Consider the following 13,915-nt stretch of genomic DNA (forward strand, 5'->3'; position numbering starts at 1 on the left):
ATATGGGCTCCCGCCGGCAACTTCCGATCACCGACACCGATGCGTTGAGCATCCCTCCCGAAGGACGACCGACTATGGCGACCATTGCCGGCAGCACCGCAGACGATTTCATTCACCGCACCGGCGACGGGAAGTCGCTGCCACCCAACCACAACGAAATCGTCGGCGTGACCACCGGCGACGACGTGATCAGCGGGGCCGGCGGGTACGACACGATTTTCGCGGATCTCGGCGATGACAGGCTGGATGGCGGGGAAGGCAACGACACGCTGTACGGAGAAGGCGGCAGCGACACGCTGGACGGCGGCACTGGCAATGACGTCCTGAACGGCGGGATCGGCAACGATGTGATGAGGGGAGGCACCGGCAACGATACCTTGAACGGCGGCAATGGTGTCGACGCCATGGCCGGCGGGGACGGCAACGATATCTACGTCGTCGACAGTTTCGGCGATACGACGCTGGAACTTGAGGGTGGCGGCACCGATACGGTGCAAAGCTCGATCAGCCATCGCCTCGCGGCCGAAGTCGAGAATCTGATACTGACCGGCATTGCCGCGCTCAGGGGCATCGGCAACGCGCTCGACAACAGGCTGGTCGGCAATGCCGGCTCCAACAGTCTCGACGGCGGGATCGGCGCCGATACGATGATCGGAGGCGCCGGGGACGATCTCTACATCGTCGACAATACCGGAGACACCACGATCGAAATGAGCGGAGGCGGCACCGACAGCGTGCAAAGCTCCGTCACCCTTACCTTGATGGATCATGTCGAGAACCTGACACTGACCGGCGTCGCGGCCATCAACGGTACAGGCAACGCTCTCGACAACCGCCTCCTCGGCAATGGCGTCGCCAATATTCTGAATGGCGGCGCCGGTGCGGACGTGATGAAGGGCGGGGCCGGCAACGACATCTATGTCATCGACAACACCGGCGACACTGCGATCGAAAAAGCGGATGGCGGCACCGACGCGGTCAGGAGTTCAGCCAGCTATAGTCTAGCCGCTTACATCGAAAATCTGACATTGACTGGATCGGATGCCATTAACGGTACCGGCAATGCTCTGAACAATACCATCATTGGCAACGCCGCAGCGAACATCCTGTCGGGCGGTGGCGGCGACGATTTTCTGGATGGTGAATTGGGCGCGGATGCCATGCGTGGCGGCGCCGGCAATGACATCTTCATCGTCGACAATATCGGCGATACCGTGGTTGAGCATTCGGGGGGTGGCTCCGACACGGTGCGAAGCTCCGTGAACTATACCCTGGGTTCGGAGACCGAGAACCTGATCCTGACGGGCACAGGTTGGATCACAGGCACCGGAAACGCTCTGGACAACGTGCTCATCGGCAATGCCGGCTCCAACACCCTAGACGGCAAGGCCGGCGCTGACACGATGACGGGAGGGCGCGGCGACGATCGCTATATCGTCGACAATGCCGGCGATACCATCATCGAAACCGCCAGTGGCGGCTGGGACTCCGTCCGGAGCTCTGTCACCTGGACACTGGCCGCCCACTTTGAGGGGCTGGTGCTTGCCGGCACCGCGGCAATCGACGGAACCGGCAACGAACACTCCAACTCCATCATCGACAACACGGGTGACAATACTTTGCATGGCGGTGATGGTCACGACTATTTGCAAGCCGGCGAAGGCAAGGACCATGTCTATGGCGACGGAGGGAACGACACCCTTCAGATCGGCGGCTTCGGGAACTACCGCCCTCACGTTGATGTCGTTGCCGGCGAGATCTATGACGGTGGAACGGGTATCGATACTCTGTGGGGATATACGGGTGCCCGCCTGACGCCTGTTGATCTTACCGGCGTCACCTTGATTGGACTGGAAAACCTGCGCGCCTTTCTCAACGGTCTGATCCTGACAACCTCGCAACTTAGCGGCTTCTCCGGCAGCATCGATACCGGCGCCATAACGCTTGCTGACGGTGGTGGGATCGATCTTTCCGAAAGCGCTGTCTCGACACAATATTTCAACCTGTCCGACAGTGGCAATCAACTGACCCTCCGAGATCAGAACCTGGCCGGTTACCGGGTAAGCGGCGGTGCCGCAGCGGACACAGTCACCATTGTCGGCGGTGCCGGCGGCCGCTATGGGGCTGTTCTCGACGGCCGTGGCGGCGCGGACATCCTGAGCGGCGCTGCCGCCGCCGATACCCTGAACGGCGGCGAGGGGGCTGATATCCTGAACGGCGGAGGCGGAGCCGACAAGCTGACCGGAGGGGCCGGCGCCGATCACTTCGCCTTTGTCAGCCAATATGGCGGCCTCGACACCATCACCGATTTCAGTGGCCGGACAAGATTCAGCGGCGGCGCCGGTGAGCACGACGTCTTGCGGTTCGAAGGCCTGCTGCACGGGACCTTCGACTATCGCGGCAGCCAAGTCTTCACCGGGTCAGGCAACACGGAGGCGCGGGTCAGCGGCGACCGCGTCCTGGTCGACACCGACGGTGACGGATCCGTCAACATCACGATTGCGTTGACGGGCCTGACCAGCGCCTCACAATTGAGCGCAGCCGATTTCTTGTTCGTCTGAGCAAAGGAGCCGATCCACCAGAGGGCGGCGTGGCCCCGCCCTCCGCCAACCTTCCGCACCAGCGCACCGCCCCCATCCACTCGAGGAGGCGCTGGCGCTGCATTTCGGTGCGACGCGAGGCATCGAGTTTCCAACTCGGAAACCCGCCCCGTTGGGCGCGTCCACCTGAGTCGGCCGGCGTGGAACGAGGTAGACCATCCCGATCAATGCGGCCGGCCGTCCTCATGCCCGATCGAGGCCTCGACGGCCGCGACGATCTCCTGGATGGACGGGAACTTCCCGATCCCCGCCAGCCCTTCGCCGCATTCGATATGGGTCCAGCGCACGAGGCCGTCGCGGTCGATGAGGAACTGGCCCTTGAGCTGCGGCCATTGCCGCTCCATGTCGGCATGATCGGTCGGGTTCTCGACATAACCGTCAAGCCTGGCCAGCGCCTCGGCGGCTTGCCGGACAGGGAGTGGCTCGGGCAGTTCGCCGGTGGGATTGATGCGCGTCTCGGCCAGCGCGGCCATCAGATCCGGCGTCGGCGCAGGCTTGGGGACGCCGTAGGCCCGATGCGTCGACAGCTCCGGATCGGCTGCGATGCGCAGGCGGCTCGGGCGAAACCTGAAATAGAGGCGGGCGTTTTCCAGCTCGGTGGCAACGATACCGAGTGTCTCGACCCCCAGGGCCTGCAAATGAGGGCCCGAGGCCGCCATCTGCGCGATCGCCCGGCGGCAGAAGGGACACCAGAGCCCGACGAACAGGGCGAGGAACAGGGAACTCCTGCCGCGATAGTCGGAGAGCGACGCCGTACCCGACCCATCGAGAGCGGGCAGCGAGAAGTCGGGAGCGCGTTCACCCGGGGCAACCTGCGTCGGCAGCATCGTCATGCGCCTTCCTCCTTCATCGGTGCCACAACATCGTGTCGAAAATCGAGAGCCCGGCTTTCGGCAGAAACGAAGCGACGACAGAACGGAGCTAGCAGAGAAACGGCAGGACCATCAGCGCGTCCGGTTCGACACCGGCGCGCCGGCAGACTTCTTCCGACTTGCTCAAGTATAGCGCGGCTTGGCCCTGGTTCCCAGCGTCGAGATGCAGCGTGCCCAGGCCATCGTAGCAGGGGAACAGGAATTGCGGCTCGCCCATCCGCTCGGCCAGGCTCAGCGCCTCCTCATAGGACGCGAATGCGAGCGCATGCTCGCCCCGGCATTGATAGATCTGGCCGAGGATGATGAGCGGCGCGGCCAGGTGGTCGATGAGGCCCAGCCGGCGGTCGAGGTCGACCGCCATTTGCGCCGCCCTGACACCCTCCGCCTCGCACCGATCGGTCAAGGCGCAATAGGCGACGGCGAGGCTGGCATAGATCCGGGACTGGAAGCCCAGGTCTCCCGCCTTCCTGGCGGTTTCCAGTCCGTGCAGGCAGGTCGCGATGCTGCGCTCGGGATCGAGCGAGCTGTAGAGCACGCCGAGATTGGTGTAGCCGCGGCAGGCGGCCTGCAGCAGATGATGCTCCTCGGCCAGCCCGATGCTTTGCTCGATCTGCTCGACCGCAGCCGCCGGCCGGCCGGTGCGCGCCAGCGCCACGCCCTTCGTGTTGCAGGCCTGGGCGCGTATCGCGGCGAGCTCCCGCAGGCGTTCCGGGTCCGGATCGGCGCTGCCGTCGCGCTCCGTCTCGGCAAGCGCCCGCTCCGCCCAGGCGATCGCGCCGTCATTGTCGCCGGCGCGAAAGGCGAGCCGGCCCACCTCCTGGAACAGTTGCGCGCGCTCGGGCGAATAGCCCTCCTCGCCGAGCAGGGCGAGGCCTTGCATGAAGCAGGCCCTGGCGCCTTCGCGGTCGCCCGCTTCCCAAGCGAGGCCGCCGATCTTGCGCCGCAGCCGCGCCGCCCCCGCCCGGTCAGCCTCGGCTTCGAGCGCCTGCCGCACCGCCTCGTAGTGAACCGCGGCCTCGGTTCGCCGCTCGGTCAGCGCCAGCAGGTCCGCCAGCCGTTCGCGCGTGGCCCGAATGTCGCTTTCGCAGTCCCGGCAATCGGCCAGCGTGCGCAGGGCCCGCTCATAATGCCGGATCGCATCGTCATTGGCATAGACGGCACCGGCCCGATCGCCGGCCGCCATGAGATAGCGCGCGCCCCTGGGCCTGTCGGAGCTCAGGCTCCAGTGATGGCCCAGCGCTTCGAGATCGCTGAGCCGCTCGGGCCGGCTGCCGACGCTGCGTTCGAGCGCGCGGCCGGCCCGTCCATGCAGTTCGGTTCGGCGGGCGAGCAGCAGATTCCGGTAGACGGCTTCATGGACGAGGGCATGGGTGAAGCGATAGCTGCCGCCCTCGTCGCCGGCCGGGCAGAGGAAGTCCACCTCCGCCAGGCGCCGGAGCGTGGGTTCGACGACGGCCGGCTCGGCGGCAATGTCGGCAAGATGGGCCACATCGAACGCGATGCCGAGCACGGCCGCCTCGTGGAGGACGCGCCGCTCGCCGGCGGAGAGCCTGTCGACACGCGACAGCAGGAGGCCCTGCAAGGTCGGCGGCACATCCTCGGTGTCGAGCGGGGCAGCACGGCGCCAGCGGCCGCCCTCGCGCCTGAGCACGCCCCGGGCCACCAGGCTTCGCACGATCTCCTCCACGAAGAGCGGGTTGCCGCCGGCCCGCCGGACGACGAAGGCCCGGATGTCGTCGAGGACACCGCCGTCGGCCTCGCCGAACAGGGCGCCGACGAAGGCCCGCGTCTCATCCGGCGACAGCGGGGCGAGGCGAAGGCTCGACTGCACGGCGCGGACGAGGCGCGGCGCCGACCTGCCGGGGCGCTGCGACAGCACGACCATCAGGCGCCTGTCGGCGAGGTGATCGACCACGTCGTACAGGAGATCCACCGAGGCCGTATCGGCCCAGTGAAGGTCGTCGACGACGACGAGACAATGTCCCTGGTCCAGGCGCCGTTCGAACAGCAGGCGCGCCGCCAGCGCGATCTGACGTTTCACCTGCTCCGGCGCGCGCTCGTCGGGCTCACGCCCCTCCACCCCGAGCATGGGGCCGAGGACCGGCTCGACCGCATCCGCCATGTCGGCCCGGGCGCCGAGCGCGGCAAGCCCGGCCGCCAGCTTCCGGCTTGCCGTTTCCAGCGTATCGTCGCGGCGCATCCGATAGGCCTCGCGGAACAGGGTGCCGAAGACGCCATAGGCGGGCTCGCCGAGGGACGAACAGGCGGCACGGCGGACGGAGCCGCCGGCAAGACGGCCCTGTGTTTCGAGCGTGCCGAGAAACTCGGCGATCAGCCGCGACTTGCCGGAGCCGGCCTCCCCGACGAGTGTGACGATCTCGGCGCTTCCCGCCTGCGTCCGATCGAAGGCCGCGACGAGCCGCGCCAGTTCGTCGTCGCGGCCGACCATCCGGCTTTCCAGCCCATGCGCCGCCAGTCCGCGCCCCGAGGCCGGCGCGGCCAGGAGCCCGGTCAGCCGATACGCCGCCACCGGCGCCGCCTTGCCCCGCAGGGAGAGATCCCGCACGGGCGCGAAGCCGAAACGATGCCGGGTCAGGGCATGCGTGGTCTCGGAGACCAGGATGGTTCCCGAGGCCGCTGCCAGCAGGCGCGCCGTCGTGTTGACGGTGTCGCCCGTCACCGCATAGGCGGCGCCGGCGGCCTCGCCGAGGTGGCCGGCGACGACGAGCCCGGTATGGACGCCGATATGGAGGCTCACCGGCTGGCCGAGGCGCCCGGCCCAGCGCTCGTTGAGCCGAGCCACCTCGCCGGTCATGTCCAGCGCGGCGGCGAGAGCCCGCTCCGGGTCGTCCTCATGGGCGATGGGGGCGCCGAACACCGCCAGCACGGCATCGCCGACGAACTTCTCCACGAAGCCCCGATAGCGCGCCACCACCCCCGCCAGGGTTTCGAACAGGGCATTCTGGAAGGCGCGGACGTCCTCCGGATCGAGCCGCTCGGCCAAGGCGGTGAAGCTGGAGACATCGGCGAACAGCACCGTCACCTGCCGCCGGTCCGCCTCGGGCTGGTCGGGTGTCCCGGCCGCTACGTGCGGCGCCCGCGCCGTTCCGCAGCGCGGGCAGAAGGCGAAAGCCGGCTCGCAGGCAAAACCGCAATTCGCACAGGACGTCGGTTGCGGACGCCCGCACCGCGGGCAGAACGCGAAGCCCGATGCCAGCTCAAGACCGCAACCGGCGCACGCCATGGGACGATCCGCCATCGACGATACGAGCTGCCCCACCCTGCCCGCGACTGCGAAGGCCGGCCGGCGCCGACCCCGATCTCCAGAGTCCGAAGGATCGAACGCCGCCGGACGGAAGGCGATGCATCGTCCTGCTCCAAAGCAGGCTCTGACTCATGGTACGAATTTTGAGCGGCTTGCACCAGCGCAGCGAGCATCGTCATGCGCTTGCCGCGCGCGGTCGCCGCTCCCAGTCCGCCGGAGGCGCGTCAACCTTCGGAACGCAGGAAGCGCGGGAGGTCGAGCGGCATGAGCCCTTCGACGCCGGCGCATTCATGTCCCGATGGAGTCGCGATCGCCCGGCCCCGCGCTGCCGGAGCCTCGACGGCGCCGGCAAGGCCCGGCCGGCGGCCGGCTTCGCCGAGGCCGCCGTTTTCCCGGCGGCTGCGCGCCTTTGCTTGCGGAATTTCAGCCGCACAATCGCGGCCAAACATCCGCGTGATCCGGCTCGCCGCCTGCCTCCGGGGCATCGACCATCCCGCGTCCTTCATGGTAGCCTGCGGTATCATGCAACGGCCCGATCCGGCGGCCGTCATAGAGCGGGGCACGATCCATGCCAGCCGACGAAACATTTTTCCCCGACACGGCCGACCATGGGACCTCGATGGGAGGGATCCTTGTGGCCGGCACTCAGGACAACTCCTATATTACCCTTGCAGCCGGCATCACGTATAGTTTCTATGCCCACTTCGACAATGGAGACCAAGCATACTTTGGAATCTATGATTCCGCGACCGGAGATTGGGGCGCCACATCGACCGACGGCGGCGTCGGGAGCAATGCCGTCTTTACCTTCACGCCCACGATCAGCGGGATATACCAGATAGGCATCCAGGATGTTTCCGGTGGCGGCGGCCCATGGACCATCGAGGCCACGGGCGTCCCGGCAACCAACCACCTCCTGACGACGAGCGACGACATTTTCACCGGCACGACGGCAGGCGAGCGCATTCTGGGCGGCCTCGGCAACGACACCGTCGCAGTCGGCGCGGGCCTGGATGCCCTGGGCGAGCAAGGCAACGACACGCTGACCGGCAACGGGCTCGCCAACTTCATCTCCGGCGGCACGGGCGACGACGTCGTCGACGGCGGCGCCGGCGACGACACCCTGTTCGGAGACGGCGGCGCCGACCGGGTCTACGGCGGCACGGGCACGGATATCATCTACGGCGGGGCCGGGGACGACTCCCTGTACGCCTTCTACCGCGACATCGGCGACCGCGGCAACGACATCCTCCATGGCGGCGGCGGCAACGACGGCCTCCTCGGGTCCGACGGCGACAACCAGTTGTTCGGCGACGATGGCTCCGACCAGCTCTTCGCGCTGGCGGGGGCCGACCTGCTGGACGGTGGCCTTGGCGCCGATCTCATGGTCGGCTTCACAGGAGACGACACCTACGTGGTCGATGACGCCGGGGACGCCGTCGTCGAGGCCAGCGGCGACGGCATCGATACGGTCCGGTCCTCGATCAGCTTCAGCCTGGTCGCGGACGGGGCCCACGTCGCAGGCGACGTCGAGAACCTGACCCTCACGGGGACGGCCGCGATCGACGCCACCGGCAACGCCCTCGACAACGTCCTCATCGGCAACAGCGGCGACAACCGCCTGGACGGCCGCGGCGGCGCCGACCTCCTGTTCGGCGGGGCGGGCAACGACATCTATGTCGTCGACAATGCCGGCGACGTGGTGCGGGAGGATACGGTCGCCGGCATCGACGACGGCGGCGTCGACACAGTCCGGGCCTCGATCGCCTTCACGCTCGGCAGTCTCTTCGAGAAACTGGTCCTGACGGGGAGCGCCGCCATAGCCGGCACCGGCAACGGGCTCGCCAACAGCCTGACCGGCAACGGCGCCGACAATGTCCTGGTCGGCCTGGCGGGCGCCGACCGTCTCGACGGCCGCGCCGGCGCCGACACCCTTTCGGGCGGCGCGGACAGCGATACGCTGCTCGGCGGCGCCGGCGACGATGTCCTGGCCGGCGGGGCCGGCGGGGACCGGCTGATGGGCGGGGCCGGGGCCGACACCTTCGTCTTCGCCGACGGCGCCGACAGCGTCTATTCCGCCACCGGCCGCGACGCGATCCTGGATTTCGACGCGAGCCAGGGCGACAGGATCGACCTCGCCGCGGTCGACGCGGACATCACCAGCGCCGGAAACCAGGCCTTCGACTTCATCGGCACGGCGCGCTTCACCGGCCATGCCGGCGAACTGCGCTACACCGCGCAGGCCGGCGACGTGTTCATCCACGGCGACACCGACGGCGACGGCCAGGTCGACTTCTCCATCCGCGTCTCCGCCCTCCACGGGGACCTGGCCTCGCTCCAGGCCGGCGACTTCATCCTGTAGAGCCGAGGCCTCCATGTCGGGCGACGGCCGAGCCGCCCTCGCCCGACTCTCGCGCCAGCGCCGCCGCCCGGATCAGGGCGGCGTCGTCGCCGAGCTCGGCCGCGACGATGCCGGCCGGGCGGAAGCCGGGGAGCAGGAGGTCGAGCGGCATGGACCGGCCGCCGCCGAGATCGACGCCGATGACGCTGGCGCCCCGCTCCGCCCCGCCGGTGGCGGTCACGCCGGCCTGCCCCCGCCAGGCCTCAGACCGTCACCTTGGCCGTGCGCAGCGGCGTGCCGACGCCTTCGGCGATACGGCGATAGGCCATGGCGATGTTGAGCGGCTGCATGGCGAGCACCATGGACGCGGCGGCCGCCAGCCCCGTGTTGCGCGGCAGCGCCAGCGTCGTGCAGCCGCCGACCGGCGCCTCGTCGCTGGCATCGACAACGACGGTGGCGCAACCCGCCTCGACCGCGGCCGCGGCCAGCGGCGGCACCAGCGCCGCATCGCCGCCGGCGCTGCGGAACAGCACCACGCCGAGGCCGGGCCGCAAGCCTTCGAACGGGCCGTGGCGGAACTGCCCGCCCTCGAAACCGATGGCGGCGACGCGCGCCAGCTCCATCATCGACAGGGCGGCGCTGGCGGCGACGCCGGCCATGGCGCCGTAGCCGGCGAGGATCACGGCCTCGCTGTCCTTGAGGGCCTCGTCCACGGGGCCGCTCGGCGGCGGCGCCGCGGCGGCGAACAGCGCGCGCAGGCCGGCCTGCGGTGCGCCGAGCGCCTCCAGGATGGCGCCGTGCATCGCCAGGGTCAGGGTGATCGAGCGGGTGGCCGCGAAGGCGTGCTCGCTGCCGCCATGGGCGACCAGCGCCGCCCGGCAGGCCCGGGCAAGCGGGCTCCCGCCCTCCAGCGTCAGGGCGAAGCGCTCCTCGCTGCCGGCCGGGCGCTCGATCAGCTCGACGATCTCGCCGGACCGGCCGGACTGGGAGGCGATCAGGGCGGTGCGCGGCGCGTCCGGCAGCGGCGAGGCCAGCACCTCGGAGGCGATCCACGCCCGGCAGTCCAGGCCGAGCTCGCGGTAGAGCGGCGCGACGATGCTGTTGACATGGTGCGAGCCGCCCATGGCGTAGAGGGCGAGGCTGCCGGTCGCCCGCGCGCTCCGCGCCACGGTGGCGGCGCCGGCCGCGACGCCGTCGAGCGTCGCCAGCGCGTCCGGGTATTGGCGCGTCATCTCCGAGCGCATGCGCCGCACGCCGTCATGGTCCTGCATGTCCGAATCCTTCCAGGGATAGAATGGGATGATAGCCGCAAGCCGCGGCGAAGGTCAGGCGAGGATCCGGCCCGTGTCGGGATCCGCCGGGCACAGGCTGTCGAGGTTGACGGCCGGCACCGGCGGCGCATCGGGCCGGAACTGCAGGCCGCCCATGGATCGGGCCATCGCCCGCTTGCGGTCAGCCCGGCCATCGCGCAAAGCATGGGGATGGAGGCATCCTCGCCGATGCCTGATGCCGACAGGATGTGAAGATCGCGGCCAGGACCAGCGAGCCGAAGACCGGCGCCAGCATGAACGTCATCACTCTCAAGGTGACGCTGCGCGGCACGAAGCCGCCGGTCTGGCGCCGGCTGGTCATGCCCGGCACGATGACGCTCGGCGACCTGCACCGGGCGATCCAGGCGGCGATGGGCTGGCACGACAGCCACCTCCATGTCTTCACCATCGGCGGCGAGCCATATGGCGACCGCCGCAGTGTCGACGACGTCGCCGACGAAAAGCGCGTGACCCTCAACGGCCTGCTGAAGTCACCCGTCATTCGCTTCTCCTACACCTATGACTTCGGCGACGATTGGGAACACACGATCGCCTTCGAAAAAAGCGAAGCGGCGGTCGAGGGCGTATCCTATCCCCTCTGCGTCACTGGAAAGCGCAACTGCCCGCCGGAGGATTGCGGGGGCGTCTGGGGCTATGCGGAACTGTTGGCCATTCTGGCCGATCCCGCCCATCCCGAACGGGCCGAACGGATCGACTGGATCGGCGAAGACTTCGATCCGGACGCCTTCAACCTCGAACGCGCCAACGCCGTCCTCGCCGCATGCTTCAGGAAAAAATAGCCGGCACTCGGCAAGCCGTCCCGATGCCGGATCTCGGAACGTGAGCAATTACTCATGATGATAGCGGCACTATGATAGCGGCACTGCGCTATGAACAGGCTGTCTTCCGCAGCGCGATAGACCAGGCGATGCTCCGGCGTGATGCGCCGCGACCACCAGCCGGCGAGCGGACCGCGTAGCGGCTCCGGCTTGCCGGTGCCCGTGAACGGGTGCGGGCGCATTCCTTGATGAGGCCGTTGATGCGCGCCGGCCGCTTGGCGTCCATCGCCTGCCAATGCAGGCAATCCTCCCAGGCGCGCGCGTGGAAGACGAGCTTCACTCCGAAAGCCCGCGCTCTGTCCCGTCGACACTGACACCGCGGCTTTCGCCGCGCAGACCATCCGCCGATGGTGACGGGAGGTCGGCTGCCTTCGCTATCCCCTGGCCAGGCGTCTGGTCATCACCGCCGATGGTGGCGGCAGCAACGCCTCACGCGGACGCCTTTGGAAACTTGAATTGCAGCGCCTCGCCGATGAACTGGGTCTCTCGATCGAAGTGCACCACCTCCCGCCGGGAACAAGCAAGTGGAACACGATCGAGCACCGCCTGTTCTCGTTCATCACCCAAAATTGGCGCGCCCCCCTCGTCAGCTATCGCGTCATCGTCGATCTGATCGCCTCGACAACCACGAAGACCGGGTTGAAGGTCCTGTGTAAACTCGACACCAACACATATCCCAAAGGCATCGCATTTCGGTGACACGCCAGCGCGGCGCCGCGGACGCCGGAGAATGATTTCTGTGGAGTGTCATCGCAATCCCGGTGCCAGGTGACCAGGCGCAAAATCAGTGCAGGAACTCGAAGCGACCAAGGGCGTGACTGCCGGGATGCCTTCCTCGGCCTCGCCAAAACCTGCACAAAGTTCGGCATCACATTCTGGGACTATCTCGCCGACAGGCTGCAAATCCCTGACCAGAAACCCACCCCCAGCCTCCGATCCATCGTCAGAAGCCGCTGCGCTTCTGCTTGGACCCACTCGATCCCGCCCCGATGCCTCGGCCTGATCGATCCTGAAAGCAAATCCGCGAACTCTTGCCACAGGTTTTCCCCCATTGCCTAGGCACTGAGTAACTTATTGGTAAATCAGGACTTTGTAGCTTTCTCCGATTTTGTGGAAAACCTCAAAGGCGGCCGTCCGACCAAGGAATACGACATCGATCTCGGATGTGGGACCGGAGCCCGCTACCAAAGGCGTTTGACTGCGAAACCGTCGAAGAGTGCTTCATTCGAAATCAACACCATGTCCTCGGATTGAGCCTGGGCAATGAGGAGGCGGTCAAACGGGTCCTTGTGCGCGATGTTCATCCCACCGGCTAGCAGGGCATGGCGGACGGTGATCTCCAATTCGGCAAAGCCCTGATCGGCGATGATCGCCTCGAAGTCCTGCGCGAGCAGCGCCGCGTCAGGGAGCTTGCCAATGCGGAATTTGGTGGCGACCTCCATGGCCGAGGCGGCGCTGACGGCGATGCTGTTGACCTCGTCCCCGATAGCCTCGCGGGCACGGCGGCTCAGCGCCTCATCACCCGCAAGCCACCAGATCAGAGCATGGGTATCGAGCAGCAGCCTCAAGCGAGATTCCACCCCCCGAGTTCATTGTCGGGCAGCGGCTCGTCAAAGCGCGCATCGACGGCGATCTTTCCCTTGAGCGCCCCAAAGCGCCGCTTGCCGCGTGGCGCGACCGGCACCAGGCGCACCACCGGCACGCTGCCACGGGCAATGACCACATCTCCGCCCTCGAGTGCGTCTGCGATGAGTTTGGACAGGTTGGTCTTCGCATCGTGAACCGAGAACTGGGCCATCGGCATCTCCTTAGCTAAGAAGATAGCTAAGAAGTCCGCGCCGAGCAAGAGCCATGCCGTTTCCTGGCTGCTCCAGGTTCCATTGCACGCGACGCCCCACGCGACAATCCGGTTAGGGGCCGTTCGCGAACAAGTGAATCAACGTGGGCGTCATGGCCGGACTGATCCGGCCATCTCGACGAGATCGCATGCGATCTCGTTAGGGAACGCGACGAAGGCGGGTCCAGGTGCAATCCTGGTCCATATCCTGCACCGACAGTGGCCGCGTGGATGGCCGGGTCAAGCCCGGCCATGACGGTTGGGACGGAGCGCCCTACGAGTAACGAAGCACTTGTTCGCGAACGGCCCCTTAGCCCGTTTTGCTTCGCCCATGCGCGGCGGGGCTTCTTTGAACTGGCCGACATCGAGAAAAATGCCCGGGAAGGTCAGAAGGGTAAACCCATCTCCCCGATCGCGGTGGAGGCGGTCAGGCGCCTGGATGCGCCGTTCGAGATCGAGCGCATCATCAACGGCCGCAGCGCCGACGAGCGGCGTGCCGTGCGCCGGGAGAAGAGCAAGCCGCTTCTCGACCAAATGCCGGGAATACGCCGCCGGTGGCGCACGGCGCCGCCGTCCGCACCAGCAAACGCCATGCCGGGCTGGCGATCAAGCCTGCCGGTGCTGCACAGGCCGCGCCGGCAGGTCTCACTCGATCGGCCGGGCCTCTTCCGGCAGCATGATCGGGATGCCGTCGCGGATGGGATAGGCGAGCTTGGCCGGCCGCGAGATCAGCTCCTGCTTCTCCCGGTCATATTCCAGCGTCGCCTTGGTCAGCGGGCAGACCAGCAGCTCCAGGAGCTTGGGGTCGACGAGGTTGGCGTGACGGGGCGCGGGGGTGTTCGGCATGGGGG

At 67.5% G+C, this 13,915-nt stretch carries 11 protein-coding genes and 3 pseudogenes; 5 read left to right on the plus strand and 9 right to left on the minus strand.

What is annotated here, in order from left to right; all coding sequences use genetic code 11:
- Nucleotides 1-74: 74 nt before the first annotated feature.
- Nucleotides 75-2,561, plus strand: coding sequence for a hypothetical protein (locus AC27L4_RS12035; RefSeq protein ID WP_487142378.1), 2,487 nt, complete (start codon nt 75-77; stop codon nt 2,559-2,561).
- Nucleotides 2,562-2,764: 203 nt separating this feature from the next.
- Here the strand turns inward: AC27L4_RS12035 and AC27L4_RS12040 are convergent, their stop codons facing one another.
- From AC27L4_RS12040 to AC27L4_RS12050, 3 genes are all read right to left on the minus strand, one after another.
- Nucleotides 2,765-3,433, minus strand: a complete 669-nt coding sequence (locus tag AC27L4_RS12040) for a redoxin domain-containing protein (protein ID WP_487142380.1) — start codon at nt 3,431-3,433, stop codon at nt 2,765-2,767.
- A gap of 88 nt (nt 3,434-3,521) precedes the next feature.
- Nucleotides 3,522-6,731 (minus strand): adenylate/guanylate cyclase domain-containing protein, encoded by a 3,210-nt coding sequence (locus AC27L4_RS12045; protein WP_487142382.1) that lies wholly within the window; start codon nt 6,729-6,731, stop codon nt 3,522-3,524.
- A 230-nt stretch (nt 6,732-6,961) separates the two neighbouring features.
- Entirely contained in the window at nt 6,962-7,243 is a 282-nt protein-coding gene (locus tag AC27L4_RS12050) for a hypothetical protein (protein ID WP_487142384.1), read from the minus strand.
- A 113-nt stretch (nt 7,244-7,356) separates the two neighbouring features.
- On the opposite strand from AC27L4_RS12050, the gene AC27L4_RS12055 reads away from it, so the two are divergent.
- Nucleotides 7,357-9,099 carry a calcium-binding protein gene (locus AC27L4_RS12055; protein WP_487142385.1) on the plus strand — a complete coding sequence of 581 codons (1,743 nt, stop codon included), beginning with the start codon at nt 7,357-7,359 and terminating at the stop codon, nt 9,097-9,099.
- On the opposite strand, the gene AC27L4_RS12060 is transcribed toward AC27L4_RS12055, so the two are convergent.
- Entirely contained in the window at nt 9,089-9,319 is a 231-nt protein-coding gene (locus tag AC27L4_RS12060) for a hypothetical protein (protein ID WP_487142386.1), read from the minus strand. The two genes, AC27L4_RS12055 and AC27L4_RS12060, sit on opposite strands and share 11 nt — an antisense overlap.
- Before the next feature lie 22 nt (nt 9,320-9,341).
- Nucleotides 9,342-10,349: an SIS domain-containing protein gene (locus AC27L4_RS12065; RefSeq protein ID WP_487142387.1), complete on the minus strand. Its 1,008-nt coding sequence runs from the start codon at nt 10,347-10,349 to the stop codon at nt 9,342-9,344.
- 248 nt (nt 10,350-10,597) lie between these two features.
- On the opposite strand from AC27L4_RS12065, the gene AC27L4_RS12070 reads away from it, so the two are divergent.
- Nucleotides 10,598-11,188, plus strand: a complete 591-nt coding sequence (locus AC27L4_RS12070; RefSeq protein ID WP_487142388.1) for a plasmid pRiA4b ORF-3 family protein — start codon at nt 10,598-10,600, stop codon at nt 11,186-11,188.
- 71 nt (nt 11,189-11,259) lie between these two features.
- Here AC27L4_RS12070 and AC27L4_RS12075 read toward each other — a convergent pair.
- Nucleotides 11,260-11,507: pseudogene (locus AC27L4_RS12075) on the minus strand (Txe/YoeB family addiction module toxin); the annotation flags it as partial.
- Between the two features lie 26 nt (nt 11,508-11,533).
- Between AC27L4_RS12075 and AC27L4_RS12080 the strand changes: the two are divergent.
- Nucleotides 11,534-11,914, plus strand: a pseudogene (locus AC27L4_RS12080) (ISAzo13-like element transposase-related protein); the annotation flags it as partial.
- A 494-nt stretch (nt 11,915-12,408) separates the two neighbouring features.
- Here the strand turns inward: AC27L4_RS12080 and AC27L4_RS12085 are convergent.
- The gene (locus AC27L4_RS12085; RefSeq protein ID WP_487142389.1) at nt 12,409-12,795 is read right to left on the minus strand and encodes a type II toxin-antitoxin system VapC family toxin; all 387 of its coding nucleotides are present in this window, start codon (nt 12,793-12,795) and stop codon (nt 12,409-12,411) included.
- Nucleotides 12,792-13,025, minus strand: a complete 234-nt coding sequence (locus AC27L4_RS12090) for a type II toxin-antitoxin system Phd/YefM family antitoxin (RefSeq protein ID WP_487142390.1) — start codon at nt 13,023-13,025, stop codon at nt 12,792-12,794. The genes AC27L4_RS12085 and AC27L4_RS12090 overlap by 4 nt, the downstream gene beginning before the upstream one ends.
- A gap of 357 nt (nt 13,026-13,382) precedes the next feature.
- Between AC27L4_RS12090 and AC27L4_RS12095 the strand changes: the two are divergent.
- A pseudogene (locus AC27L4_RS12095) lies at nt 13,383-13,601 on the plus strand (IS66 family transposase); the annotation flags it as partial.
- A 108-nt stretch (nt 13,602-13,709) separates the two neighbouring features.
- Here AC27L4_RS12095 and AC27L4_RS12100 read toward each other — a convergent pair.
- A complete protein-coding gene (locus AC27L4_RS12100; RefSeq protein ID WP_487142391.1) occupies nt 13,710-13,910 on the minus strand; it encodes a Trm112 family protein in 201 nt (66 codons plus the stop codon).
- Between the last annotated feature and the right edge of the window lie 5 nt (nt 13,911-13,915).

It is taken from the genome of Labrys sp. Lb11 (assembly GCF_057554225.1).